24 protein-coding genes are annotated in these 26,039 nt (G+C 67.8%); 13 read left to right on the top strand and 11 right to left on the bottom strand.

Annotated elements, in window-relative coordinates; translation table 11 throughout:
* Positions 1-37: 37 nt before the first annotated feature.
* Positions 38-1,615, top strand: coding sequence for a transcriptional regulator (locus DI276_RS34595; protein WP_112271253.1), 1,578 nt, complete (start codon positions 38-40; stop codon positions 1,613-1,615).
* Positions 1,612-1,962: a signal peptidase I gene (locus tag DI276_RS34590; RefSeq protein WP_112271251.1), complete on the top strand. Its 351-nt coding sequence runs from the start codon at positions 1,612-1,614 to the stop codon at positions 1,960-1,962. Before DI276_RS34595 ends, DI276_RS34590 begins: the two co-directional genes overlap by 4 nt.
* Here DI276_RS34590 and DI276_RS34585 read toward each other — a convergent pair whose 3' ends face one another.
* On the bottom strand, positions 1,963-3,522 hold the full coding sequence (locus DI276_RS34585; RefSeq protein ID WP_232837111.1) for a transcriptional regulator: 1,560 nt from the start codon (positions 3,520-3,522) through the stop codon (positions 1,963-1,965).
* Positions 3,523-3,711: 189 nt separating this feature from the next.
* Here DI276_RS34585 and DI276_RS34580 point away from each other — a divergent pair, with 189 nt between their 5' ends.
* A complete protein-coding gene (locus DI276_RS34580; RefSeq protein ID WP_146231427.1) occupies positions 3,712-3,960 on the top strand; it encodes a hypothetical protein in 249 nt (82 codons plus the stop codon).
* 442 nt (positions 3,961-4,402) lie between these two features.
* The gene (locus DI276_RS34575; RefSeq protein ID WP_112271247.1) at positions 4,403-5,089 is read left to right on the top strand and encodes a hypothetical protein; all 687 of its coding nucleotides are present in this window, start codon (positions 4,403-4,405) and stop codon (positions 5,087-5,089) included.
* Between the two features lie 54 nt (positions 5,090-5,143).
* Here DI276_RS34575 and DI276_RS50355 read toward each other — a convergent pair whose 3' ends face one another.
* On the bottom strand, positions 5,144-6,583 hold the full coding sequence (locus DI276_RS50355; RefSeq protein ID WP_157985111.1) for a hypothetical protein: 1,440 nt from the start codon (positions 6,581-6,583) through the stop codon (positions 5,144-5,146).
* An 821-nt stretch (positions 6,584-7,404) separates the two neighbouring features.
* Positions 7,405-7,719: a hypothetical protein gene (locus tag DI276_RS51395; protein WP_198681078.1), complete on the bottom strand. Its 315-nt coding sequence runs from the start codon at positions 7,717-7,719 to the stop codon at positions 7,405-7,407.
* 331 nt (positions 7,720-8,050) lie between these two features.
* On the opposite strand from DI276_RS51395, the gene DI276_RS34565 reads away from it, so the two are divergent.
* Entirely contained in the window at positions 8,051-9,253 is a 1,203-nt protein-coding gene (locus DI276_RS34565; RefSeq protein WP_112271245.1) for an HNH endonuclease, read from the top strand.
* On the opposite strand, the gene DI276_RS34560 is transcribed toward DI276_RS34565, so the two are convergent.
* Entirely contained in the window at positions 9,241-10,110 is an 870-nt protein-coding gene (locus DI276_RS34560) for an SDR family oxidoreductase (RefSeq protein ID WP_112271243.1), read from the bottom strand. The two genes, DI276_RS34565 and DI276_RS34560, sit on opposite strands and share 13 nt — an antisense overlap.
* Positions 10,107-10,538, bottom strand: coding sequence for a nuclear transport factor 2 family protein (locus tag DI276_RS34555; protein WP_112271241.1), 432 nt, complete (start codon positions 10,536-10,538; stop codon positions 10,107-10,109). The genes DI276_RS34560 and DI276_RS34555 overlap by 4 nt, the downstream gene beginning before the upstream one ends.
* Before the next feature lie 60 nt (positions 10,539-10,598).
* Here DI276_RS34555 and DI276_RS34550 point away from each other — a divergent pair, with 60 nt between their 5' ends.
* The 5 genes from DI276_RS34550 (at position 10,599) to DI276_RS34530 (ending at position 14,005) form a co-directional block, all read left to right on the top strand.
* Entirely contained in the window at positions 10,599-11,249 is a 651-nt protein-coding gene (locus tag DI276_RS34550; protein ID WP_157985110.1) for a TetR/AcrR family transcriptional regulator, read from the top strand.
* Entirely contained in the window at positions 11,250-12,104 is an 855-nt protein-coding gene (locus tag DI276_RS34545) for an aminoglycoside phosphotransferase family protein (protein WP_112271237.1), read from the top strand. It begins immediately after the preceding gene.
* 17 nt (positions 12,105-12,121) lie between these two features.
* A complete protein-coding gene (locus tag DI276_RS34540) occupies positions 12,122-12,622 on the top strand; it encodes a GNAT family N-acetyltransferase (RefSeq protein ID WP_232837110.1) in 501 nt (166 codons plus the stop codon).
* A gap of 2 nt (positions 12,623-12,624) precedes the next feature.
* On the top strand, positions 12,625-12,855 hold the full coding sequence (locus tag DI276_RS51390) for a hypothetical protein (RefSeq protein ID WP_198681077.1): 231 nt from the start codon (positions 12,625-12,627) through the stop codon (positions 12,853-12,855).
* A gap of 304 nt (positions 12,856-13,159) precedes the next feature.
* On the top strand, positions 13,160-14,005 hold the full coding sequence (locus DI276_RS34530; protein ID WP_112271233.1) for a phosphatidylinositol-specific phospholipase C/glycerophosphodiester phosphodiesterase family protein: 846 nt from the start codon (positions 13,160-13,162) through the stop codon (positions 14,003-14,005).
* A gap of 52 nt (positions 14,006-14,057) precedes the next feature.
* Here the strand turns inward: DI276_RS34530 and DI276_RS34525 are convergent, their stop codons facing one another.
* The gene (locus DI276_RS34525; RefSeq protein WP_112271231.1) at positions 14,058-17,225 is read right to left on the bottom strand and encodes a S8 family peptidase; all 3,168 of its coding nucleotides are present in this window, start codon (positions 17,223-17,225) and stop codon (positions 14,058-14,060) included.
* A gap of 162 nt (positions 17,226-17,387) precedes the next feature.
* Here DI276_RS34525 and DI276_RS34520 point away from each other — a divergent pair, with 162 nt between their 5' ends.
* Together DI276_RS34520 and DI276_RS34515 are read left to right on the top strand one after the other, a co-directional pair.
* Entirely contained in the window at positions 17,388-17,882 is a 495-nt protein-coding gene (locus tag DI276_RS34520) for a SigE family RNA polymerase sigma factor (protein WP_112271229.1), read from the top strand.
* A gap of 33 nt (positions 17,883-17,915) precedes the next feature.
* Positions 17,916-18,749 (top strand): hypothetical protein, encoded by an 834-nt coding sequence (locus tag DI276_RS34515; RefSeq protein WP_112271227.1) that lies wholly within the window; start codon positions 17,916-17,918, stop codon positions 18,747-18,749.
* A gap of 33 nt (positions 18,750-18,782) precedes the next feature.
* Here DI276_RS34515 and DI276_RS34510 read toward each other — a convergent pair whose 3' ends face one another.
* Positions 18,783-20,207, bottom strand: a complete 1,425-nt coding sequence (locus DI276_RS34510; protein ID WP_112271215.1) for an FAD-dependent monooxygenase — start codon at positions 20,205-20,207, stop codon at positions 18,783-18,785.
* A 24-nt stretch (positions 20,208-20,231) separates the two neighbouring features.
* Complete coding sequence (locus DI276_RS34505) at positions 20,232-20,687, bottom strand: SAM-dependent methyltransferase (protein ID WP_112271213.1); 456 nt, start codon at positions 20,685-20,687, stop codon at positions 20,232-20,234.
* A 95-nt stretch (positions 20,688-20,782) separates the two neighbouring features.
* Here DI276_RS34505 and DI276_RS34500 point away from each other — a divergent pair, with 95 nt between their 5' ends.
* A complete protein-coding gene (locus DI276_RS34500; protein ID WP_112271211.1) occupies positions 20,783-23,479 on the top strand; it encodes an ATP-binding protein in 2,697 nt (898 codons plus the stop codon).
* A gap of 2 nt (positions 23,480-23,481) precedes the next feature.
* Here DI276_RS34500 and DI276_RS34495 read toward each other — a convergent pair whose 3' ends face one another.
* The 3 genes from DI276_RS34495 to cobC are packed head-to-tail and all read right to left on the bottom strand — an operon-like array spanning position 23,482 to position 26,035.
* Entirely contained in the window at positions 23,482-24,219 is a 738-nt protein-coding gene (locus DI276_RS34495) for a zinc ribbon domain-containing protein (protein ID WP_112271209.1), read from the bottom strand.
* Positions 24,216-25,043 carry a Nif3-like dinuclear metal center hexameric protein gene (locus DI276_RS34490; RefSeq protein WP_232837109.1) on the bottom strand — a complete coding sequence of 276 codons (828 nt, stop codon included), beginning with the start codon at positions 25,041-25,043 and terminating at the stop codon, positions 24,216-24,218. The genes DI276_RS34495 and DI276_RS34490 overlap by 4 nt, the downstream gene beginning before the upstream one ends.
* Positions 25,040-26,035 (bottom strand): Rv2231c family pyridoxal phosphate-dependent protein CobC, encoded by a 996-nt coding sequence (cobC, locus tag DI276_RS34485; RefSeq protein ID WP_112271207.1) that lies wholly within the window; start codon positions 26,033-26,035, stop codon positions 25,040-25,042. Before cobC ends, DI276_RS34490 begins: the two co-directional genes overlap by 4 nt.
* Between the last annotated feature and the right edge of the window lie 4 nt (positions 26,036-26,039).

Below are 26,039 nucleotides of genomic sequence, written 5' to 3'. Positions count from 1 at the left end.
ACTTCCCTACATATCGCGCTTCGGGGGTAGCGACGAGATGACGTTGCCGAACGGCTGGACCGGTGCCGACGCGTGCGCCTTGCAGGACGCACTGCGGCTCAGCCAGGAAGGGTTCGCTGATCTCCTCGGCGTTCACTGGCGCACAGTGGGCAACTGGCACAAAAAGCCCAGCTCACGACCCAAGCCGGAGCTGCAACAGGCCTTGGACACAACGCTCGATCGAGCGTCCGACGATGTGAAGGCGCGCTTCGCCGAAGCTCGCGCAGGCGTGTCTGTCGCCGCGACCACACCAGTAACAACAGCCAGTGCGGCAGCAGACGCAGAACAGCGTCTCGCCGCCGATCCGAACATCGTCGCCGCACTCGACTGGCTCGACGGTCGCGCGGCTCGCGAACCGGGAGCCGCGCGCCGCGCCGTGGCGTCACGTCTCGCCAAGATCGACGTGAATGCCTTGCGGGACAGGGGAAGTCGTCGCGGACGCGTCGATCAGAGCACCGTCGCTCAAGCACTCGCGAGCTACTACGGCCGCCGCTCCGACGGGTACGGCCGATACGCCGCACGGTTCGGCGACGTCGAGGCGGACACCACCATCTTCACGCGCGCGGACTGGCTCGATCTCGCCTGCCCGATGGTCGCCACCCATGACCGGCTCGCTCTCGAACGTGCGGCCGGAGACGTGCCCCTCGCCATGGACGAGGAGGCGTTCGACCAGGCTGTTCAGCGGCTCGCCGAGTCGCTCTCGCTCGGCATCCGGTTCATGAACATGCCGCTCTACCGCTTGCTGAGCGTCGACATGGGGCCGCAGTCGATCGGCGGATCGGTCGGGCTCACTTCATTCGTGGAGTACATCGTGACGATGGACCTCCTAGAAGGTGAGCTGGTCGACGCGCTATCCACCGGCACGCCCGCAGGCGCTCTACCGCTTCGTGACCGCTACCTGCCGGATCTCGACTCCGTCCTGGACGTGGGCGGACGTCTAACCGCAGGCGGAACGCTCGCGTTGTGCGCATTCGCTCGACCTGCCGACCCATTCCGCGGTCCAGCGGACTACGTTCTTCTGGTGCAGGAGCGCTCAGGTCACGTCATCAACGCCGCGCGCCGGCTTGCGGTGATCCCAAAGGGCTTCCACCAGCCACTGACGGACTTCCGGGCTGATGCTCAGGTGGGCGCGACGATGCGCCGCGAGATGGAAGAGGAGCTGTTCGGCCGCCACGACATCGACAACACGGTGGGCGACCAGCGCAGCGCCGATCCGATGCACCCGAGCCGCCTTTCCGAGCCGATGCGTTGGCTCCTCGGCGAGCCGGGCCGCTTGCGGATGGAGTCCACCGGATTCGGGCTGAACCTCGTGAGCGGGAACTTCGAGTTCCCCCTCCTGATCGTCGTCGATGACGAAGAGTTCTGGCAGCGGTACGGCGGACAGATCGAGGCCAACTGGGAGACGGCGAACCTTCGCCAGTACTCCAGTGCCGATGCCGAGCTCGTCGAGGAGCTCGCGGCCGACGAGGCGTGGAGCAACGAGGGTTTGTTCGCGCTCCTGCAAGGACTTCGCCGACTCAAGGAGATCGGCGGTAGCCGCGTGAATGTGCCAACGATCGAGTGGGAGATACGGTGACCGCGAACTGGAGCCAGGGCAACGCTGCGGAGGACGGAAGCGCCACGCGCGGCTGGCTGGTCGGGCACTTCATCGATCCGTCCGAGGGCGTGCGGTCGTCGAAGGACGTCGAGGTGAAGTGGTTCAATCACCCTGCTGGTGACAAGCGTGTCGAGTGGACCGCGGACGACCAGCGCACGACCTTGGTTCTGTTGGTACAGGGGAACTTCCGCGTTGACCTGACCGAGGGAAGCGCGACGATGACCCGCCAAGGTGACTACGTGATGTGGGGTCCCGGCATCGACCACTCGTGGGAGTCCATTGAGGACTCGGTGGTCATGACGGTTCGCTGGCCGTCCCAGACGTGATCAGTCGCTGAGCCACCACTCGACCGGCGGCAGGCTGACACGGTCGCCGCCGATCTCGCTCAGCCGACGCAAGCCCTGGAGCAACGCGAACAGTCCCTCGTTGCTCCAGGCCTCTTGCGAGATCAACTCGCTCACCAGGTCGCCGTCGAGGCTGGAATACAGCCGCAGTCCGCTTGCTTCCCAGTTGGCCTCGACCTGCCCGCCGAACCGGTGCCAGAACTCCTCGTCTTCGATCACGACGAGGCTCGCGAACTCGTAGTTCCCACTGACGAGGTTCAGCCCGAATCCTGTGCACTCCATCCGCAACCGGCCCGGTGCCCCAGTCAGCCACTTCATCGGATCCGATCGTCGGCTCGGATGCATCGGCGCGGCCGAGCGTGCCTCACCCGCCGTCGCATCGACGTCGTGACGGCCGAACAGCTCCTCTTCCAGCTCGCGCCGGAGCGTCGCGCCCACCGCCGTCTCGGCTCGCACATCGGTAAGCGGCTGGTGGAAGCCCTTCGGGATCACCGCGAGCCGTCCGGCGGCGTTCAACACTTGGCGCGACCGTTCCTGGACCAACAGGGCGTAGTCAGCCGAACCGCGGACTTGATCATGCGGCCGAGCGATCGCGCACAAGGCCAGAACACCGCCAGCACACACGCGGCCCGACAGGTCGTGCACCGCGCCAATGCTCGGCAATTGGTTGTCCCGCAAGGGAGTTCGTCGAGCGAGGCCTCCAGCCGCAACGGCATCGGTCAGTTCGCGTTCGAGCAGATCGGCGGTCAGTGCGTACTCGACGAACGGCACGATGCCGACGCTCCCCTGGACCCTCCCAGGGCCGAAGTCAACGCTTCGCAGGCGATACAGCGGCAGGTTGGCGAAGCGCACGCCGAGCGCGACCGACTCCGCGAGCCGCGACAGGGCCGCCGAGGCCTCAACCTCGTCCAGCGCCCGCCGCACGCCGGTCTCCTCGGCGAGCATCAGCTCATCACGCGCGCCACCGAGCGGGCACGCCAGGTCAAGCCATTCCGCACGACTCACAACGCTGGTCAGGATCTCGACGCCCGCGCAAATCGCCCGGTAGATGCCCTGGTCGCCGTAGTACTCGACGAGCGCGCGAGCCAGCGCCGTTCGCCCCACCCTCGCTCGCCGCGCTCCCCGGTCCAACAGAGCCCCTAGGTCGAGCGCCTCAAGCCTCGTGCGCACCTTCGAACGGCTCGTTCCTGCCTTCCAACCCGCGCGTTCGTCGAGCCAGTCAAGTGCAGCTGCCAACTCGACCGCGTCTCGTTCCGGTCGTTGTTGCCCCACGGCCTCGGGTGGCTTCGGCGGCGACAAAAGGTCGTCGATCCGGATCTCGAAGATACGTTCCAGCAAGCGCGCGGTTGCCGGCTGAACAGTCGGCGCAAGCGGTTCCCCAGAAGCCTTCCGACCAGCGATGAGCCGCTGAAGATGACGCTTGCCGATCATGCCCGGCTCATTGTGCTCACGCGCGAACGCCTCGGCGAAGTCGACGAACTCCTGGAGAGTCTCACGCCGTTCGCGAATCTTCTGCTCAAGGACCGTCCGGAACGTCCGCACGCCGTCCCACCTCCCGAGTCGCCCATGTCGCCTACATGTCGTCACCAGGTCGTTCCGCTGACCAAGTGCTGATGAGACGTTGATTTCAGTTTGACATGGGTCGCTCACAAGCGGCCCCCGAGCCGTCCGGCGGCGTGGACACCTCCTGTCCGCCTCAGCGCCGCCGGACACCTCGCAACGGAGGTCACCGTGACTACGCCTGGCGAACGGCACCCGGCGGCCGAAGGGCTCCTCGGCTCGGGATATGTGGTCACCGTGGTCCGGTCAAGCACACCGATCGAGGCGCACCTCGGCGACGATGACCTGATCTACGTCACGCTGCCCGGCAGTCCGTGCCCGGTGCTGATCGGCTTCCTCCCGCAAGGTGCCGAGAACTTCTCGTCGATGTTGTCGGAGCAGCTTCGCGCGCTAGCCGATCGCCAGGAGCAGCACCGATGACGGCCGGAGCATTGTGTATCTGCGGACTCGACGTGGTCTTGGTGGCGATACTCGCCGTGATCATCGCCGTCGTGTACGGCGAACTCGTCGCGCGCATGGCGGTTCGGCGAGCTTCTTCTGACCAGGCGCGACACCGAGCGCCGGATGCCACGCATCGTCAGCGTGATCCCCAATGAGGGTGGAAGTTCGAACGCCACAGCCTGACGACGATCACGAGCGGATTTTTCGCGCCCGCGAACGATGCGTCAGTTGGCTTTGCGGCCGGTGCGCTCCTGGCTGTACGAGGTGTGTCGATTGGCATTCGCCGATGGCTGAACGGCAGAATGATCCGCCTAACCCGCCGAGCGGAAATTGATCACCGGCCAATTGGTCTGGCAACCGCCGCTCTGTCAGTGAGTTCGGGCGTCCATCAAACCGCGGTTTGCCAAAGTAGACTCGGGACATGACTGACCCCTTCGACGAGGCAGACGCTAACAACCCTGGCAAGGACGACGCCAAGCTCACCGGCAAGGCACTTGCCAAGGGGGCGGCTAGCTTGATCCCAGGCGGCGGCATCGCTGTTGAGCTGTTCAACGGCTGGGAGGAACGCAAACGTCGCCGCGAGACAGCAATGATCCAAGAAGTCTTAAAACTGCTCAATGAGGGCGTGGATCAAGTCAAAGCACGGCTGGATAGCGATGACGAGCTTGCCGCACTTTGGGAGCGAGCGCTCGACGCCGCTCGATCAACCCGCATCGAACGACTCCGAATGATCTACGCAGGGATCATGGCAGGCGCAGTCTACGAGGATCACAACAGCCGCATGCAGGCGAATGTCCTCGTCCGCGTACTCGACCGGCTCGACGAAGAGCACCTACAGGTAATCGCGGCCATCAACATCGAGGCACAGAAGCCGCCCACTATGTTTGAGGATGGCTCACCAGCACCAGCCGGAGCACAACGACACGAGCTCGACGCCAGACTCCCGCACCTGTCGCAAGTACTCGATATTCTTCTCACGTCACTCTTAAGCGACCGGATCATCGAGGATGCACTCAATAATACCTGGGCCGCAGTTCGTGGCGATCGGCGATACACGCTCTCTCAAATTGGGCAGATAGTCCTCGAAAAGCTTTCACCTGAAGCGTAGTCAACAGCCCCACGACAGGCGCTTCCCGAGAACAGAAGCCGGGGCCAGCTTTTGCTATCTTCGCACAGTCGGCGGCAAGACTGACAACAAGATCGAGCAAGCAATCTCAGTCTCAGCAATGCGCCCCTTCTTCCCTATTCTCTTTTCCACCATACCCTTCGCAATATTTCCTGCTGGGTTTGCCGTCGACCGTGCTATCAATGCCCCAGCAGCAGGAACAAGCGCAGAGATCGCATTAATGGCGAGTGAAACCATGCCGCCAGCGCCAAGTCCTCCAATAGTCGTACCCAGCTTCGCACGACTAGCTTGCTTAGAAAGCCTCTCGTAGGTTGGTCGTACGACGTCTTCTGCGCAGCTTTCAATCAGACTCTTAAATTGAAGATATCCAGCTGGCGTTGGTGAGTTCTGCGCAACCCGTAGAAGCTCTTCCATACTGCGTCGCACCTCTTCGTACAGGTCTTCCTGGAGACGAAGCTTCACCATGTCACTGGTAGACACATGACGCAGCGAGGGGGTTCTGTAGCTTATCGAGCGAAGTTCTGATTCGTGCCGATGATCAAACGGCACAGCAGATCCGTCTAGCAAAACCTTCGTGGATCTCGTCAGATGCTCAACTCCAGTCAAGCAGGAAACCATCGGCATGGCCCGCGACTCGCGGTGAAGAAAACCTATCTGAACCGCATCACGAATCTGATCGATGGTAGCATTGGGGTGTGCCGAGACTATAGCCTCTCGACAGAACCTTCCGACATCAGGATTATATGTTGGGTTATCTAGGTAGTAGGAAGCAGCCTCTTGAACGCGCGTCGGATCAGACAGATCCAATGCGTCAAGCTCCCAGGATGGAATGCACTCCAGCTTCTTGACAAGAAGCCATGCCAGATACGGATCCTGCCAGAATATGGACGGGTTCGCATAGTCGTCGATTTCCGTACTAAAACTGAGAGGAAAGCCGTTCCCACCGTCATCCCTATGGTGCCCCAGGACCAGAACTTCTTTTGTCGCTACCGGCACGACGTATCCCTTGCGTATCAACGCAGCAAGCGGAGTTATCGACTCCAAGGCTCCAGCCAATTCCACAGCCACCCGCTCAACGGGATACATCTGGTCATGCGTCGCAAGGAATGCCGTCTCTTCCGCCCAATCGAGCGTGCGATCAGGAAGAATTGTGTGAGCAGAGAACAAGAGGAGGTGATTAAGATCCGGGTCGTCAACTAGGTCGGAGCACTCGTATCCATGCAGATAGATTCTGTCATGAATTGTGCGATCAATCTTTGCGAAAACCTCGTAGTCCTTGTGAATGAATGCGGAACCACATCTTCTACTTAAGGCTCTTTGAAGTCTTCGATTGTGCTCGACGAGCCGATCCGCCAGCTCGACAAGTTGATACAGTGGAGTATCCAGGACGCGTTGCGCAACACCTAACTCAATGCCTTCGCCAAAGAACTCCTCGACAACGGATATCGTACTCGGAGCCTCTTTCGGGAGAATCACTTAAACCTCGCTCAATTTACGTTCGTTCAATAAGATAAGCTCAATTACCGCCAGAATTAGGCGTCTTGACGGCGCCCCAACCCCGTTGACACACATTCAGTTGCAGTCAACCAGGGTCCAAACCTTGGCGTACTTTCACATGCCATGCAGAGGTGGACTGCGTGAGCAGCGCTGGCGCCTCACAGCACACCGCTGCCGTCTGAGTTGAGTCAAGTTGCATGGGCGGACTCTAGGATCACCGGACCCGGCGACAGCGCTGTGACACGTCCCGTCCTGCACAACTTGACTCGTTCGGCCGAACATAGCGAAGCTCACGGGACAAGCAGGACGAGGCCATATCGCCTGTCCCGCAGCGAACGTCGAGCTATTCGAGCAGGTCACAGCCTCAGATGCCCGTCCCGTTGGTGTCCTCCTGTGCACCCGTATTGGCGACCAGGACGACACCAACGGGACAAGGGTTCTGCCTGCCCATCACGCCTGGTCGAGCAGCGCAAGCCGTAGGGATAGAGAGCAAGTCGCTTCTCGGACATAGAAGTTGATCAAGCAGAAGAGGTCGTCTACGTGACGGCCTCTTCTGCTTTGCCGTACTTCGGCTCGATGCTGAGTTCTCCGCTCAGTGGCCGCCCCCAGCAGCTGTCCATGCAGGTCGAGGCCGATTGCAGCCTTCCCGCCAACTTGCACCAGCCACCGACTGTCGTAACCGATCGACGCAGGTCGCCCGTGTACGTCACCCCAAGGAGAGCCGTAGGGATAGAGCGCAACTCGGCTCTCGGACACTGAAGACAAAGGGCGGACGCTTGCGAGCGTCCGCCCTTTGTCGTTCACAGCAGGTCGCTCCAGAACGGGATCTGCTTCGGATGACGCCACGGACGGTCCGGATCGCGGATGTAGAACTCGTGGGCAACGTAGTCGAGAAGGTCGAACCCGTAGTAAATGATGTCCGTCTGGTACATGGACAGCACGGGGTTTCCGAAGCTGCCGCGCCCCGCCGACAGGCAGCGATGCGAGTAGATCGGAATCATGCGCGGCACGGTGGCGAGGTGTGCCTTCGCCTGCTCGACTGCCGCGTCGTCGCCCGACGGCCGCTCGCCCCAGCTTTCGTGCCAGAAGCAGTTGTTCTGCACGTCGAACAGCACCCCGGTCGACCGGCCAGGCCGCGCTGCGGCGAAGCACGAGCTCGTCGCCGTTGCGCCAGTCGGGCCATGAAGGGCCGGTGGGGAGCACTTCGGCGAGCATGGAGCGGTGGTCGTCGGCGAACTCGAACCCGTACCTCTCCTCCACCGCGGCGAGCTCAGCCTCGGTCAGACCGGGTTCCAGCGCGACGCCGTCGCGCACACCAGGTCTGATCAGGTGCGCCTTCAGGAAGTCCGCGGCGGCCGATCCGAGCGCCACGCCGTTGTCGGAGTTCATGACGCAACGGTCTCAAACCTTGCAGATCGCGGGCGGGCAAGCGTCGATGATGGAGGCATGCGCGCAACAGACGACGCCGGTGCCGTGCTCAACGCGGAGTTCGAGATCGAACCGGACGGCGACCACCTCGCGTTGGTCATGAAGAGCGCGGGCGGCAAAGTCAACGGAAGCCCGCACGGCCGCAACCACCAGTACAACGTCGCCCTGGAACTGCTGCTCCGGCGGCTTCGCGAGCGCGGCGCAGTACTGGAGAGCGGAGTCGTGGACTCCGCCCCGGTCAGGCATCTGCCCGAGGCCCAGCGCACGATCGTCGAGTCACCGGTCGTGCTGGCGACGACGCCGGACATCGAGGCGCTGCGCAAGAAGATGGGCCGTGCGCAGGGAAAGATCGGCCAGAACCCGGACGGCAACGCCACCAAGCAGATCCGGCTCAGGTTGCGGGTGCCTGGTTACGCCGCTGATGACGCCGACCGGCTGGCTGCGGACCTGACAAAGCCGGCGAACCGCGGTAAGGCACCGGACGCGTTGGCTCTGCTGCGCTCGCTCATCGGAGATCCCATCGAGACGGTGACCGGCAGCGTGAACACCATCGTGGAGGTCAACCAGAAGCAGGTGCGGGTGACCACCGACCGGTCGCCACAGGGGCAGTGGGTCGATGTTCGCGACGTCGAGGCCGGCTTGGAGAAGCTGCACGCGCAGGGGTCGGTGCTCGTGAGCGTCGACGAGCTGGGGCACCGTTCCTCGTTCGTCGGCGCTGTGCTGGCGACCATTCCCGGCACGGTCGTCTCCCGCCGGCCGGCCGTCGTCACGTTGCACGACCCGAAGTTCCCGGTGCGCATCCGGAAGTTCGCCGTGCTCGACGGCAGCGCGCAGGTCACGACCCGCAAGGAGCAGCGGGAACTGCGCAGGTTGTTGCTCGGCGGCCGCACCGCCGCGCCTTGCGACCTGTGCGGACACGACTACCCAGGGGACTTCCTCGTCGCGGCCCACATCAAGAAGCGGTCCTTGTGCACCGACGACGAGCGCAACGACCTGACCAACGTGGCGATGCTGGCCTGCAAGTTCGGCTGCGACAGCCTGTTCGAGTCCGGCCACATCACCGTGGACGACACCGGTCGCGTTCTCTCCTGGTTCGAGGACGGACTTCGCGGCCGGCTGCGCGATCACCTGGACCAGCTGCACGGACGTCCCTGCGGGGCACACCGCGCCAGCTCGCAGCCCTACTTCACCTGGCACCGCACCAACGTCTACCGCGGATAGCGCTGCGCAACGACGTCAGCAACGCTCGTCAGCGGCAGGCCGGGGACTCGGGCTCGCGCCGTGTCCTCCGCGAGCGTCATGTCCGTGACGTCCATGGTGATTCCGAACCGGGCGAGCGCCGCGACCGAGGGTTTGAACGGACGAGTGAGGGTCGCGACCGCTCGGAGCACAGGCAGCGGAACGTGGTTGATCTTCTCTGGAAGGCCGTGTCGAGCCAGCAACGTGCAGGCGAGCTCCTGCAAAGTGACGTTGTCCGGGCCGCCGATTTCCAGCGTCGCGACGGCGAGTTCGGGTGCGCGGGTGGCGTGGTCGACGAGGGCGGCGACGTCGTCGGCGCTGACGAAGTTGATCGGGTTGGCGCCGCGGCCGAAGAGCGTCACGGCTCGCTTGGTCTCGATCATTGAAGACAGGATGCCGAGCCAGGTTTCCAGGTAGACGGTGGGCCGGATGACCAACGTCTCGAGGCCGCTGCGCAAAGCGGCCTGCTCGGCCTGGTGTTTGACTCGGCGCAAGTCCAAAACGCTGTCCGGCGCGGCGCCCACCGCGGAGATCAGGATGAACCGTTGCGCGCCTGCGGTTACCGCCGCGCGGAGCAGGTTCGAGTTGCCGCGGAGATCTACTGCGATGGCACCGCCGGGGTCCGTTCCGGCGAAGCCTTGCACGGCTGAGATGACTGTGGTCACGCCGTGCAGGGCTGGCGGGAGCGTTGCCGGCTCACGGACGTCGCCGACCACGATCTCAGCGGACAGGTGGCTGGCTCGATCCGAGGACCGGGTCAGGACTCGCACCGGTACGTCGGAGAGCGCCCGCACCACCCGTGTTCCCAACGTGCCGGTTCCGCCGGCCACGAGGATCATGGTCTGGCCTCGCCCGTCAGGCGGCGCACGGCGGCGTCGACGTCGTCGGTCGTGGGGTCTACCGGCTCCAGGTAGAAGCGGGCGAGGGTCGCCTGGTCGGCGGGCACGCGCAGGATCACGACGCCGCGCATCAGGAACGGCCGGCCGTCGCGGCGGGTGCCCTTGAACTCCCATTCCGACCAGACCTCGTCGCCGGACACGACGCTGTTGAGGACTTCGGTTCGCAGGTCGGGGACTGCGGCGAAGATCTGCTCCCAGTTGCGCCGCACCTGTTCTGCACCGCCGAAGCTGCGGGCAGGGTGGATCGGCCACACGCTTTGGTAGTCGCTGGTGAAGCAGGCCGCGAGCGCGTCCAGGTCGTGCTCGCAGGTGGCCTTGTTGATCCGTGCTACGACGGCCGTCGGGCCGGTTTCAGGGCGGTCGGTCATGCCGCCCACCTCCGATCAGATACAGTTACCTGTAACCAATACAGGAGTATGTTCCCAACTATGGCGAAGGTCAAGGCGACGAGGAGTTACGACTCCACCCGACGTCGCCAGCAGGCACAGGAGAACCGCGCCGCGATCCTTGCGGCCGCCCGCGAGCTGTTCCTGGCCGACGGGTACGCCACGACCAAGATCAGCGCCATCGCCGGACGGGCGGGCGTGTCGGTCGAGACCGTTTACAAGGCGTTCGGGAACAAGCCTGGGCTGGTGCAGGCGATCGCCGACGCCGCGCTGGCCGGACCCGATCCCGTGCCGACGACGCGGCGGTCGGACGCGATGGGGGCTCATGAGGCGAATCCGTACACGATCATCAAGCGGTGGGCCGGGTTTGCGTGCGAGGTCGTGCCGCGGCTCGGGCCGGTGGTGCTGCTCGTCCGCGCGGCTGCGGTCAGCTCGCCCGAGATGGCCGACCTGCTCGGCCGGCTCGACAGCGAACGGCTCGATCGCATGGACCACCAGGCCCGGCTGCTGCACGACCGCGGCCACCTGCGCCCCGGCGTCGATGTCGCGCAGGCCCGCGACGTGATGTGGGCCTACACGGATCCCGCTCTCTACGAGCTCCTCGTGCTGCGCCAGGCCTGGCCACTCGAACGGTTCCGCGACTTCCTCGCCACCGCGCTCACCGCCGCGCTGCTACCACCTCGGGAGCTGTGATTGACCGAACCAACCATCGATGCCGCCCTGGCGAGGCGGCTGGTCGAGGCGCAGTTCCCGCAGTGGGCCGAGTTGCCGCTGCTGCTGCACTCCCCGGCCGGCTCGGATCACGTGATCTACCGGCTGGGTGAGGAGCTGTCCGTTCGACTCCCTCGGCACGCCGGCGCGATCACGCAGGCGCGCAAGGAAGCCCAGTGGTTGCCCGAGCTCGCCCCGCACCTGCCACTCACGATTCCCGTGCCGGTCGAAGTGGGTGAACCGGACTTCGGCTATCCGTGGCCGTGGGCGGTGTCGCGCTGGCTCGACGGCGAGGTGGCGACCGTCGACGCGCTGTCCGGCTCGCACGAGGCCGCACTTGAGCTGGCCGAGTTCCTGACCGCACTCCACCGGTTCGACGGCGCACCGACCGAGGACCTCAAGAGCTTGCCGCTGGCCGCACGGGACGCGGCGACGCGGTCCGCCATCGCGAAGGTCGGCGACGCGTTCGACACCGCGGCGATGACCGAGCTGTGGGATGCGGCTCTGGCCGCCCCGGAACAGGCACCGGTCTGGCGCCACGGCGACTTCCACACCGGCAACCTGCTGACGACCGGCGGCCGCCTCAGCGCTGTCATCGACTTCGGCGAGCTCGGTGTCGGTGATCCGGCCTGCGACCTGATCATCGCCTTCACCCTCATGTCGGCCGAGACGCGAGCCACCTTCCGCGCAGTGCTCGAAGTGGACGATCCCACCTGGACTCGCGGTCGCGGCTGGGCCCTGGCCACCGGTTTGAACGCCTACCTCGCCTACGCCGCCGTCAATCCCCGCGTCGCCGCGCAGACCACCCGGCAGATCAACCACGCCCTCACCGGCTGAAGGGCAGGATGAGAGACGTGCAATCAAAGCAACTTGCGATCCGCGAGGCACACGACGACGACTGGCCGGAGATCTGGTCGATCATCCGCGACGTCGTCACCGAACAGCAGACCATCCCCTACGACCCCGGCATGAGCGAACCCGACGCCAGGCGGATGTGGCAGTTGCCCGCACCGGCGCGCGTGGTCGTGGCCACCGCTGACCACCGGGTGGTCGGAACCGCGAACATGTACGCCAACCGGCAGGGGCCCGGAAACCACGTCGCTTCCGGCACCCTGATGGTCGCCGAACGAGCACGCGGCACCGGTGTCGGGCGCGCCCTCACCACCGACCTGATCGACTGGGCCCGGCGGAGCGGATTCGCGGCCGTCCAGTTCAACGCCGTCGTCGACACGAACACGGCCGCCGTCCGCCTCTACGAGGGCCTTGGGTTCGTCACACTCGGCGTTGCTCCAAGAGCCTTCCGGCACCCGATTCAGGGACCCGTCGGTCTGCGCATCATGTGGCTGGACCTCTGACGATGTCCGACGCCACCCCGGACCTGCCGGCGATCGCCTCCGCACTGCTGCCCGGCGTGCGGTTGGACGACGCCTTCGTCGCGGCCGACGGCAACATCCACCACGTGCTGCTGATCCCCGGCGTCGCCGCGGTCCAGGTCAGCAGGAGGCCGCTCGGCGCCGCGTGGAGGTGTTGCGGCAACTGGCTTCCGCTGGTCTGCCGTGCCAGGTGCCGGAACCGCTCACTCCCGTGACCATGCCCGGCGACCCCGCCATCGACGCGGCTCAGATGGCTTGGCACGGCTGGGAAAACGTGCGTCGTGCCGTGTCTGCCGACACCTGCCGCCGGGCCGCACCTGGGACGCGTTGTTCGGCGTCGGCTACCTGGTCGCCACCATGAACGGCCGTCCCATGACCAGTCCGGACGGCTGCATCGCCGCCATCGTTCCCTGGCTCGAGGCCAATGCACAGCGCCGCGACCAGTGGTGTTCACCCGGAAGCAGAACTGGTTCCATCGGCGGCGGCTAAACACTGTGCGAACGCTGCGAAGGGAATCCGATGAAGCGATCGCTGTCCGTGCTGCTGACACTGTTGATGACCGTCGTGGTCGGCCCGGTGCCGGGTGCGTCGGCAGGCGGGGTGCAGCCGCTCGAACGTGCCCACGCGCACAACGACTACGAGCACACCCGTCCGCTGTTCGACGCCCTCGACCGCGGGTTCACGTCGGTGGAGGCCGACGTGTGGCTGGTGGACGGGGAGCTCCGCGTGGCGCACGACCTGGTCGACGCGCGACCGGGCCGCACGCTGCGCAGCCTCTACCTCGAACCGCTCGCCAAGCGGGTGCGCGCGAACGGGCACAGCGTCTACCCGCGCTGGCGCGGCACGTTCCAACTGCTCGTCGACATCAAGAGCGACGGACCGGCCACGTACAAGGCAGTGGACGAGGCGTTGCGCGAGTTCCGTCCCATGGTCAGCCAGTGGGTCAACGGCCACGAGCGGCGCGGTGCGGTCGAAGTGGTCATCAGCGGCAACCGGCCGCGCGAGGACATGCTCGCCCAGCGAGTCCGGCTGGCCGCGTACGACGGGCGGATGGGCGATCTCGGCACCGGCACCCCCGCTTCGTTCATGCCGCTCGTCAGCGACAACTGGACCAAGAACTTCACGTGGCAGGGCAGCGGACCCATTCCGGCAGCGGAGCGGGAGAAGCTCCACCGCATCGTCGAGCAGGCGCACGACGCCGGGTACCGGGTGCGGTTCTGGGCCACCCCGGACGTGGCGGGCGCGGCGCGGGATGCGGTGTGGCGCGAGCTGATCGCGGCCGGCGTCGACCACCTCAACACCGACGATCTCGCTGGACTGCGCCAGTTCCTGCTGGCGAACGACCCCTGCGAGCACGCGGCCTGAGCCGAGCACACACCGCCGGGTGAGGGGCCGGCAGCACCGGCCCCTCACGGCGTTACTTCAGCGCGTAGGCGCGGATGATGGTCTGCCGCTGGCTGTTCCCCGCGGGGTCGTCGACCGACGAGCGCAGCGAGACGAACTTCGCGCCGGCCGGGTGGTGGGCGATGACCGTCCACTGAGCACGGTCACGCTGGACCTTCATCGGCGCCCAGGTTCCGCCGTCGTCGTAGGAGATCTCGACGGTCGGCTTGGACACGGTGCCCGGAGTGGTGGTGCCGTTGCGCTGCACCGAAACCGGGATCCGGAAGGACTTCCCGGCGGGTGCGGCGTTGCGGTTGTCGAGGTCCGGGGTGAACCGCACCCCGAGCAACGGCAGCTCGAACGTCTCGAGCGGCCGCTGGCTGCGTTCCGAGGCGAACTTCCACTCCGCCTCGTACTTGGTGGTCAGGCCCGCGAAGGCGGAACGGTCCGCGGTGCTGCGCACGGTGTACTCGGCTCGTTCCGGGCCCACGTCGAACCTGCCGAAGACCGCGGCACTGCTTTCGCCGATGACCTTGCCGTCGCGCAGCAGTTGCGTGTGACCGTCCAACGGGAACTCGCCGTCACGGCCGGGTTGCTGGTCCGACACCGGGGCGATCTGGAAGTGCAGCTGGTCCAGTCCCCGGAACGCCGTGGAACCCGGCCCGCCGTCGGAGAGGGACGGCCCGAACACGCCGCGGTTCCAGCGCACGGTCGTGGTCTTCCCGCGGGAGAACACCATCGGCTTGTACTGGGTGAGCACGGAGAGCCACTGGTCGCCGAGCACCTCGGCGAAGGTGCGGAAGGCCCACGGCACGTCCGGCGTGTAGTACTCGGTCAGGGTGCCGGGCACCGGGATGGCGACCCGGTCGCGGATGCCGGTCGACCCCGGTGTGGTGCTCGCGTGCTCGGACCGCACCTTGGCGAGGTCGCCCGTCTTGTCGTGCCACCTCGGGGTGCGCGGGATGGCGTGGTCGGTGTGCTTCAGGTGGTACAGGTACGGGCTGCCGTCGAACGACTGGCCGTTCCACTTCGCCTTCGTGGTCTGCATGGTGAAGGTGAAGTCCCGGTGGCTGGTGGACGACGGCCGCACGCTGACCCTGTGCAGTTCCCCGGCGAACACCTGCACCGACATGCCGGTGAAACCGAACTCGTTGCGGGTTTTGCGCTCGAAGTCGAGCTGGGTGTAGGTGTCCCGCGCGGACGGGTCGTCCACGGTGATGTCGACGGGCACCGCCTCACGGGCGTCGAAGAGCAGTGCGGTCTTCTTGCTGACGGTGAACGTCGGCTCGACGACGTACGCCTGACGCCCGGTCGCCGCATCCCGGACGAAGCCGGTGTAGAGGTACTCACCCGCCGGCAACCGGACCGTGGTCGGCCCGGTGGCGTAGGACTTGTGGATACCGACCCTGTCGATCGGGACGAACCGGTAGTAGTAGTCGGTACTGGGCGTGCCGTCGTGGGCGATCGCGCTCAGGTCGACGTCGTAGCTCTCGACCTCGCGCTCCATCCCGATCGGTGTGCGCACCACCGTGGCGCCCGCGGTCGCGGTGATGGTTCCCGCGACCGCGCCAGCGGGTCCGTTCACCATGACGTCCGCCGTGACGGTCACGGTGCTCTGGCCTCCGGCCGGGACGGTCACCGCGGCCGGGGTGATGGTGAGCATGCCCTGCGGTGCCGGGGAACCGTTCTGGTGCTTGAGGTCCGCCGCGAGCGTGAAGTTGACCGGAGTGGTGCCGTGGTTGGTGTACGTGAGGGTCTTCGTGATCGTGCCGGTGTCCTGGTACGGCCACCGCACCAGGCCGAGGTTCAGGCTCGCGGGTGAGGCCGACGTGGTCGACCCGACCGCCTTGCCGAGGTCGACCCGGCCCGCGCCCTGGGAGTAGACCGTCTCCCCGTCCTTCGCGGTGGCGCTGCCCATGAGGGTGGCCTTGAGCTGTTCCGCGGTCCATTTCGGGTGCTGTCCTGCCAGGATCGCGGCCGCACCGGCGACGTGCGGGGTCGCCATCGACGTGCCCGACAACGGGATGTGGCTCTGGCCGGGTTCACCCCGGACGCTGTGCGCGGCGCGCGCCGCGACGATGTCCACGCCTGGCGCGGTGAGGTCCGGTTTGACCGCACCGTCGCCGTACCGCGGACCTCGGCCGGAGAACCCGGCCACGGTGTCTGCGCGGTCGACCGCGCCGACGGTCAGTGCCGCGTCCGCGGTGCCCGGCAGTCCGATGACGCCGTCGTTGCCCGCCGCGACGACGAACAACGTCCCCGTTTCGGCGGTGAGCCGGTTCACCGCCTGCGACAACGGGTCCGTGCCGTCGCTCGCGCCGCCGCTCAGGCTCATGTTGACCACGTCGGCGCCCTGGTCCGCCGCCCACTGCATGCCTTCGATGACCGTCGACACGTAGCCGACGCCGTCGTCGCCGAGGACCTTCCCGTTGAGGATCCTGGTGTCCGGCGCGACGCCGCGGTACTTGTCGTGCTCGCCGGTGATGATCGACGCGACGTGCGTGCCGTGGCCGATGCGGTCGTCGGGGTTCTCACCACCGGTGAAGTCGCGGGCGTCCGCCACCGCACCGGCGAGATCCGGGTGCGTGGCGTCGATCCCGGTGTCGAGGACCGCGACCTTGGTACCGGCGCCGGTGTGGCCTGCCTGCCAGGCGGCCGGGGCACCGATCTGCGGCACCGAGTGCTCGAGCGTCGCCCGGACCCGTTCGTCGAGCCACACGCGGTCGGCCGTGCGCGCCACCGGCCAGAACTCGGCGGAACGAGCCACGGAGACGGCCGTCGCGTTCAGGGCGGGCAGTTCCCTGGTGACCTGGGCGGTACCCGTGCGGGGCGCATGCCCGGCGTAGTCGACGATCAACGGCAGGCGGGCGGCAGAGACGTCGGCGAACCCTGCGGCGATCAGGCTGGTGACGTTGAACAACCGCGGGTCGAGGGTGCCCTTCTGCAACGGTGTCCGCGCATCTTCCGGGATGACGTTGAGGTCGCCCCGATCATCGGTGTGGGAGTCGAACAACAAGCGTTCCCTGCCCGGCGCCGGACGCACGTTCACCAGGCGCTTGCCGCTGACGGTGACGGTGTCGCCGGTCAGCAAAGTCACGGTCGTGTTGGCGGCGTCGAGTGGTGCGACCACCGCGGGGTCGGCGGCCGCGGACGGCGCCGACGGCACTGTCACCACCGCGACGAGTGCAAGCAGCCCCGACAAGGCTCGTCTGCTTCGCATCAAACATCTCCACAAGGGTGTTGGGCGCGCACGGCAGTCCCGCGCGTCGCGGAGCAAGTCACGCCATGTCTTCGCCGAGAAGTTGCAACCTTTCGGCGGAGGCATGGCGTGACTAGTCCCGTGAATGCCGGTGTGGAACGGACCATGAACGGACGCGAGGACCGGTTCGCGGCGTACTTCGCCGCCAGATCGGGGGCGATGCGGGCGACCGCGTTCCTGCTGTGCGGGGACTGGCACCGCGCGGAGGACCTCGTCCAGAACGCGTTCGTGAAGCTTTACCTGGTGTGGCACCGGGTCGGCCAGGACGAGAAGCTCGACTCGTACACCCGTCAGATCCTCGTGCGGACCTTCCTCGACGAGAAACGACGCGGTTTCTTCCGGCGCGAGCGGCCGATCTCCGAAGTCGGAGATCGCCCGCTGCCCGAACTGGACGACCACGTCGAGAACCGCGTGGTGCTGGTGCAGGCACTCGCCGCGGTCGCGCCGCGCCAGCGAGCCGCCGTGGTGCTGCGGATCTGGGAGGACCTGTCCATTGAGGACACCGCGAAAACGATGGGGTGCAGCACCGGGACGGTCAAGAGCCAGCTGGCTCGCGGCCTCACGGCGCTGCGGTCACTGGTGCCGGCCAACAGTGTGTGACCAGCTTGGTCTTTCAGAACGAGGAGTCTGCGGATGAACGATCGTGAGTTGCGGGCAGCGATGGACCACGCCGTGGCGGTGGAGCCACCGCCGATGAGGGAGGAGCCCGTGCTGACGGCCGGACGGCGAGCCCTCAACCGGCGTCGCGCGGTACGGGCGAGTGCGGGAAGCGCGGCGGTGGTCGCGATCATCGCGGCTGGGGTGACCGTGCTCGCGCCGTCCCAGGGGCACAGCGGCGAAATACCTGTCGGTGCGCCACCGTCAGCGACTAAGGACACTCCGGCGCCGTCCACCAGCGCGCGTGCCGACGCGACGGCGACCGCCGGTCCTGAGTACGACCGGGCCGCGGCACTGGCGGCCGCGCTGGACGCGCTGGCACCGGCCGGGTACGGGACACCGGGCGATCTCAAGGGTGTGGACGACTACGCCGACCGGACGTTGAAGAGCCACAAGGCCATGTCGGCAGGGACTGTCAACGGCACCGAGGTGTGGAACTACGCCGCGGGCACTCCGTTGACCAAGGGCGAGGGTGTCGGTGAACTCGTCGCAACGGTCTACTCGCCGGGGTGGGCGACGACAGGCGAAGGCTGCGGACTGAGGCCGGCGGCGTGGGACGCCACCCGCGCCAGTTGCGTCGAAGTGGATGTCAACGGCAAGAAGGTCGCCGTTGCGGATGTCGTCTATCCGCCACAGGACGGCCTGACATCAGCCCAGTGGGCCGGCTATCGCCACTCGGACGGCACCGTCGTGTTCGTCATGCAGAGCGCCGGAGTCGCCCGCTCCGGTCGCCCCCACCTGGGCACGATGCCGATGACCGGTCCGGAACTGGCCGCCGCGGCCGTCGACCCGCGCTTCCAGCTCCGGTGATCCTCTGCAAGCACCGTTGCGCAGCACGCGGACTCAAGGTTCCCCGGCCAGCTTCCTGAGCGCGGCGTGCACCTCCGCCCGGTCGGCGCTCGCGGGAAAGACCTTCGCGACGTAGCCGTCCGGGCGGACCAGCACGACACGGCCGTCGACCGGTGCCGTCACGTGCACTCGGTCGTGCCAGCCTTCGGGCTTGATGTCGCCCAGCAGCACGAACCGTCCGCCGCGCAGTGCTTCGTACAGCCGTGTGCCGTCCACGAGAGGTGTGTCCGGCATGCGGGTGCCGACGAGGTCGTGTTCGCCGTGCGGGGCCCGGTAGCGGAAGCCGATGGCGCTCACCCGGCCGATCAGACGGCGGTGGACCGCCGGGATGCGAACCGCGAGAGGCACGACGACGTCGCGGAACGCTCGGGCGAGGCGCGGCTTCAGCACGGCCATGCGGATCAGGGTGCCGCTGAGCCGCAAAACCTGTTCTCCCAACGGATGGCGCTCGTCCTGGTAGGAGTCGAGCAACGACTCGGGTGCGCCGCGCAGCACGGCGGCCAGCTTCCAGCTCAGGTTGGCGGCGTCCTGCAGGCCGGTGTTCATGCCCATGCCGCCGGCGGGCGAGTGGACGTGGGCGGCGTCGCCCGCGAGGAACACGCGGCCCACCCGGTAGCGCGGCGACTGCCGTTCGTCGCTGTGGAAGCGAGACAGCCAACGCGGGTCGTGCATGCCGTAGTCGCTGCCCAATGCGCGTTGCGTGACCGCGCGGACTTCTTCGAGCTCCAACTGAGTGTCGTCGGACACGACGCGGTTGCGGTCCCAGGCGAAGATGCGCCACCAACCGTCGCCGAACGGCGCGATGAACGCCATGGTGTCGCCGGTGCCGTTCACGGTCAGGGTTTCCGGCGGGGTGTCGCGCAGCCGCACATCCGCCAGCATGATCGATTTCAGGACGGACTTGCCGGGGAACGGCAGCCCCAGAGCGTCGCGCACGGCGCTGCGGTAGCCATCAGCTCCGACGACATAGGTCGCGCGGTAGGACTGCGTCGAGCCGTCTGGGCCTTGCGTGTCAACCGATGCACCGGTGTCGTCCTGGCGCACACCACTTACGTGTGTGTTGTGCACGGTGGTCACTCCCGCTGCGACCGCTCGCTCGCGCAGCACGCGTTCCACGTTGTACTGCGCGGTGACCAGCATGTACGGGAACCTGCTCGGCAACCGACCGAGGTCGACCCGCACCCGGCCGAACAACCGCAGTCCGGCAAGCCGGCCCGCACCCGTCCGGTCCAGTTCGTCGGCCAGTCCCCTGGCGTCGAGCACCTCCAGCGTGCGGGCGTGCACGGCGAACGCGCGGGACAGGTTCGACACGTCGCCGCCCCGTCGTTCCAGCAGCGTGACGTCAACGCCGGCCTCGGCGAGGTCGCCGGCGAGCAGCAGGCCGGTGGGGCCGGCGCCCACCACGATCACGTCGGACACGAGTTCTTCTCCCCAGAGTTGTCGTCAGTAGTAGTCGCGCATCAACTCGGTCGCCCACGCCGGTTGGCGCTGCTCCCCCAGCGGTCCGAACTCGGCCATCCACGGTTTGAGGTCCAGGACCGGTGTGCCGTCGACGGCGTCCAGCCCGGCGACGTGGACGTCCAGACCGTCGACACCGAGCAGCCGGCACCGGGACACCCCCAGCCGGTTCGGGCGGTTCTTCCCGCGCTGGGCGAAGATCCCGACGAGTGGCCAGTCCGGGTTCCCGCGCGGGCGCCGGGCACCGGTCTCGACCTTCTCCCGGTCGACGAGGTGGAACAGGAACACCACCTCGACGTGGGAGAAGTCCGTGAGCCCGGCGAGCGACTCGGGGCCGTACCGGTCCGCGTCGAGCCGGATCACCGCGCGTTCGACGGCCCAGTCGTCGTCTTGCGGTTCGGTCCGTCCACCCACGACGGTCGCGATCTGAGTGAGCTGCACGGCTTGAACGCTAGGTAGCCCGCCGGGAAAGCGGATCTGTCACCAGTACCTGGATTCACTGGTCGGGCACCGAGCCGCACAGGTAGCTTCTGCTGGTGATCCACGGCCGCGACGAGGAGAAAGCGCAGCTCGCGGCACTGCTGGAGGCCGATGGCGTGCTGGTCGTGCGCGGCGAGGCGGGCATCGGGAAATCCGTCCTGCTGGAGCACGCGGCCGCGCTCGCAGAGGACCGGTTGCTGCTGCGGGTCACCGGCACCGAGGCCGAGAGCGATCTGCCGTTCGCCGCGCTGCACGCACTGCTGCGCCCGTTCCAGGACCGCGTCGAGGCCTTGCCGCCACCGCAGGCCGCCGCACTGCGCGGTGCGTTCGGCCTGGTCGCGGACGAACGGGCCGAGGAACGCGACCGGTTCCTGGTCGGTCTGGCCGTGCTGACCCTGCTCGGAGACGTTGCCGAACAACAGCCCGTGCTGTGCGTCGTCGATGACGCGCAGTGGCTGGACCCCGCCTCCGCCGACGCGTTGCTCTTCGCCGCACGCCGGTTGCAGGCCGAGTCGATCACGATGCTCTTCGGTGTGCGCGAAGGAGACCGGGCGTTCCCCACGCCGGGTCTCCCGGAGATGTTGGTGCAGGGGCTGGGAAACGACGCCCTGGCCGATCTGCTCGCGGAACACTGCGGCCAGGTCGGTCCGCAGGTGCGCGACCGCGTCGTCGCCGAGTCGGCGGGCAATCCCCTGGCACTGATCGAACTCGCCCGCATGCTCGACGAACGGCAACGGGCGGGCGAAGTGCCGCAGCTCGGCCTCTACACCGAGTCCGCGTCGCCGGTCGGTCGCGTCGAGAACGCGTTCCGCGCGCAGCTCCGGCTCCTGCCGCAGCAGTGCCGCCTCGTGCTGACCGTCGCGGCCGCGGACGGCACGGGCGATCTCGGCCTGGTCCTGCACGCCGCCACAGCGTTGGGTGCCGTTCCGGCCGACCTGGCGCCTGCCGAGGACGCCGGGCTCGTGCGGATCGAGGGCGACCTGCTCACCTTCCGCCACCCGTTGCTCAAGGCGGCCGCCTACCGGGACGCGCCGTGGTCGGTTCGCCAGAACGCGCATCGGGCGCTCGCCGCCGCCGTGGCGCACGAGGATCGGCGCGCGCACCACCTCGCGGCTGCGACCACCGGCACGGACGCCGATCTCGCCCAGTTGCTGGAGGACACCGCCGCCAGCGCGAACCGTCGCGGCGCGCCTGCGATCGCCGCGACCGGGTACGAGCGAGCCGCCCGCTTCACCGAGGACGGGGCCGCGCGGGCAGGCCGCCTGGCGCGGGCCGCAGAGGCCGCCGTTTCTGCAGGTCAGTGGGCCAGGGCAGGCGAACTGGCCGCGCGCGGGCTCCGGCTCACCGATGACCAGGAGATCACGGCACGGCTGGTCGGCGTGCAGGCGGCGTGCGAGTTCGAACTGGGCAACGCGTCGACAGCCGGACGCATCGTGATCGACGCGGTGGCCGCCATCGTCGCCACGTCACCGGCGCGCGCGACGAGGATGCTGGGTGCTGCGGCTGCGTACGCGTGGTTCGCCGGCGACAGCGAGACCTTGCGGCACTCGAGTGCGCTGATCACCGAGGCTGCGCGGCACAGCACCGCACCGGCGGGGCACATCTCGCAGATGGTGCGCGGCACGGAACTTCTGCTGTCCGGCGAGCACACGAACGGTCTGCAGCTGCTGCGTTCAGCGCTGCCGGCAACGGCGGGCTCGTCCATCATGGCGGCGACCTACGCGGTCTTCGGCGCGCTGCGCACCGGCGCCGACCTGGAGGCGTGCGCACTGGCGGAGGAGTTCGCCAGGAACTGCCGGGAAAACGGCCAGATCGGCGCGCTCGCCCACGCGCTGCAGCTCAAGACGCAGGCGCAGATCTTCCTCGGCAGGCACGCTGCGGCAGAGGCCGACGCCGCCGAGGCTCTGCAGCTCGCCGAAGCCACCGGCCAGACCCGCAGAAGTGCCCACGTCCGCGGCGTGCTGTCGCTGTTGTCCGCCGTCGAGGGCGATGCCGAACGCTGCGAGTCGTTGGCGCACAGCGGAATCGAAGGCGGGCTAGCGCCGGGTGCGTCGTGGGGCGGGTACGCGCTCGGCCTGCTGGCGCTGGGCCGCGGCGACCACCGGTCGGCGGTGCGGCAGCTGACCGCGCTGCTCGACGGGCCGGTCGGGCACACCGTCATCGCGCGGTTCGCCGTGCCCAGTCTGGTCGAGGCCCTCGTCCGGCTCGGCGAGGAAGCTGAGGCGTTGGTCGCGTTCGCGCGGTTCGACGACTGGGCGCGGGCGAGTGGCCAGCCGTGGGCGTTGGGCGTCGCACACCGCTGTCGCGCGTTGCTGGATTCGGACCCGGAAGCGCACTACGTCGCCGCCCTCGGTCACCACGAGCAGGCGACCCGGCCGTTCGAGCACGCCCGCACGTTGCTGCTGCACGGGCAATGGCTGCGTCGAGCGCGCCGCAGATCCGAGGCTGCGCAACAACTCCGGGCGGCCACCGAGATCTTCCACCGGCTGGGTGCCGCAGCGTGGCTGGACCGCGCCAACACCGAGCTGGCCGCCATCGGTGCGCGCCGGCCGAGCACGGTCGCGACTCCGAGCAGGCTCGACGCGCTGACCGGGCAGGAGTCCCAGGTCGTCCGGCTGGCCGCCACCGGGGCGAGCAACCGGGAGATCGCCGCGCGGCTCTTCCTGAGCCCGCGCACCGTCGGCTACCACCTGCACAACGCGTTCCGGAAGCTCGGTGTCACGTCGCGCACCGAGCTTCCGCAGCACGTCTGACGTCAGGCGGTCGGTTCGCCGATCCGGACCAGAATGGCGCCGCACTCCTCGCAGCGCACGACCTCGTCCGCCGCCGCTTCCTTGAGCTTCGACACCGCGCCGCGGTCCAGCTCGATCCGGCACGCGCCGCAGCGGCGGGACTGGAAGGGTGCCGCGCCGATGCCGCGCTGCTCGCGCTGGCGGTCGTAGAGCTTCAGCAGGTCGTCCGGGAAGCCCTTGGCCATCACCGAGCGGTCGGCGGTGCGCCTGGTCTCGGTCGCCTCGAGGTCGGCGAGGACGGCGTCGCGGCGGCCGGCGGCGTCTTCCAGCGTCGAGCGGGCCTTGTCCAGCTCCACGCGGGCGAAGGACGCGTCGGCTTCGACGGCCTCGCGGCGTTCCATCAGCTCCAGCAGGTCGTCCTCGAGGACGCCCTGGCGGCGCTGGAGGGTGGCCAGCTCGTGTTCGAGGTCGGTGAGCTGCTTGGCGCCGACCGAGCCGGACTGCATCAGCTTGCGGTCGCGGTCCTCACGGGCGCGGACCTGGTCGATCTCGGTCTCCTGGCGCTTCACATCGCGGTCCAGGTCGCCGAGCGTCGTCTCGACGGCCACCAGTGCGTCCTGCTTCGCGCGCACCAGCTGCTCGGCCTCGGCGATCTCCGCGATCTCCGGCAGCGTGCGGCGCCGGTGGGTGACACGCGCCAGTTCGGCATCGACCGCGGCCAGGTCGAGCAGCCTGCGCTGCACTGCGGGATCGGCTTTCACGCATGTCCTCCTGCTGCTGAGCTCGTCGCCCCTACGGTCCACGGATCGGTCCGGCGGGTGGAGACGAGTACGTCGACCCTACCGCCGAACGCCTCCCGCAGGATTTCCGCCGCCTGCTCGCACCACGGCCACTCGCTGGCCCAGTGCGCCACGTCCACCAGCGCGGGCCCACCGGACTCGATGTGCTCGCTGGCCGGGTGGTGCCGCAGGTCCGCCGTGACGTAGGCGTCGACGCCGGCGCGTTTCGCCGTGCCCAGGTAGCTGTCGCCGGCCCCGCCGCACACCGCGACCTTCTTGACCAGGCCGTCCGGATCGCCCGCGGCGCGCACGCCCTGCACGGTGGCGGGCAGTGCGTCCGCCACGCGCTGGACGAAGACCCCGAGCGGTTCGGCCTCCGGCAGCTCGCCGATGCGGCCGATGCCGGTGTCCACGGGCTCCGCCGCTGGTTCGAGCGGCCCGAGGACCGTGAGTCCGATGGCGGCCGCGAGTGCGTCCGAGACACCGGGCAGGGCGCTGTCGGCGTTGGTGTGCGCGCAATACAAGGCGGCGCGGTTCCGGATCAGCTTGTGCACCAATGCACCCTTGGGGTCGTCGGCCGGAACACCGTTGACACCGCGCAGAAGCAGCGGGTGGTGGGCGAGCACGAGCTGTGCGCCGAGTTCGACCGCCTCGTCCACAGTGGACTGGGTCGGGTCGACGCAGACGAGGATCTTCGTGACCTCCTCGTCCGGATCACCGCAGACCAGTCCCACCGCGTCCCACGCCTCGGCCGTCTTCGGCGGATACGCGGACTCCAGCACCGCGATCACGTCGGCGAGCTTCACGCCAGTTCCTCCATCACTACCCGCAGCGCGTCGACGAACACCGCGAACTCCTCCGGCGGCCGGATCGCCACGCGCAGGTAGGTGTCGTCGAGGCCGGGGAACGTGTCGCAGCGCCGGGCCGCGATCCCCTTGTGCCGCAACGCCTCCCGCGTGCCTTTCGGCACTCTGAGCAGCAGGAACGGCGCTTTCGGCGCGACGACGACCAGGTCCTTGAGCTGCTGCGTCGCGTAGGCGGCGTGCTGTTCGGCTTCTTCCGCGAACCGCTGCGATGCCTCCAGCGCTTCCGGCTCGCAGCACGCGGTGATCGCTTCGAGCGTCAGGCTGCCGACGGGCCAGTGCGGGCGGCCGTGGGCGAGCTCGGCGAGCGTCTCCGGATCGCCGAGGAAGTAGCCCGCGCGCAGACCGGCGAGGCCCCAGGTCTTGGTGAGGCTGCGCAGCACGAGCACGTCCGGGTCGTGCGCCAGGGACTCCGGCTCGCCCGGCACGGCGTCCATGAACGCCTCGTCCACGACGAGCCTGCCGGGCAGGGCCCTGAGGGCTTCCGCGGAGTGCAGCACCGACGTGGGGTTCGTCGGGTTGCCGACGACGGTGAGGTCGGCCTGCACGGACGTCGGTCGCAGCTGGAAGTCGCCGTCGAGCAGCACGTGCTCCACCGGAATTCCGGCGTCGCGGAACGCCACCTCCGGCTCGGTGAAGCCGGGGTGCACGATGGCGACCCGGCGCGGCTCCAGCTTCGGCAGCAGCGCGAAGCCCTCAGCGGCGCCGTTGAGCAGCAGAACCTCGTCAGGCGAGCGCCCGTGGCGGCGTGCGACGGCCGCACGGGCGCGCTCTTCAGCCTGCTTCGAGGGGTAACGGCCGAGGTCGTCGAGCGCCGCGGCCAGCCGGTCGCGCAGCCAACGCGGCGGGTGCGGCACCCGCACGTTGACGGCGAAGTCGGCGAGGCCCGGCGCGGCGTCGACGTCACCGTGGTGGCGCAGGTCTGGGCTGGTCATCGCG

The organism is Lentzea terrae, from assembly GCF_003265345.1.
Taxonomy (GTDB): domain Bacteria; phylum Actinomycetota; class Actinomycetes; order Mycobacteriales; family Pseudonocardiaceae; genus Lentzea; species Lentzea terrae.
The sequence above is the reverse complement of the archived record's forward strand: the minus strand, read 5'-3'. Positions and strand labels throughout refer to the sequence as shown.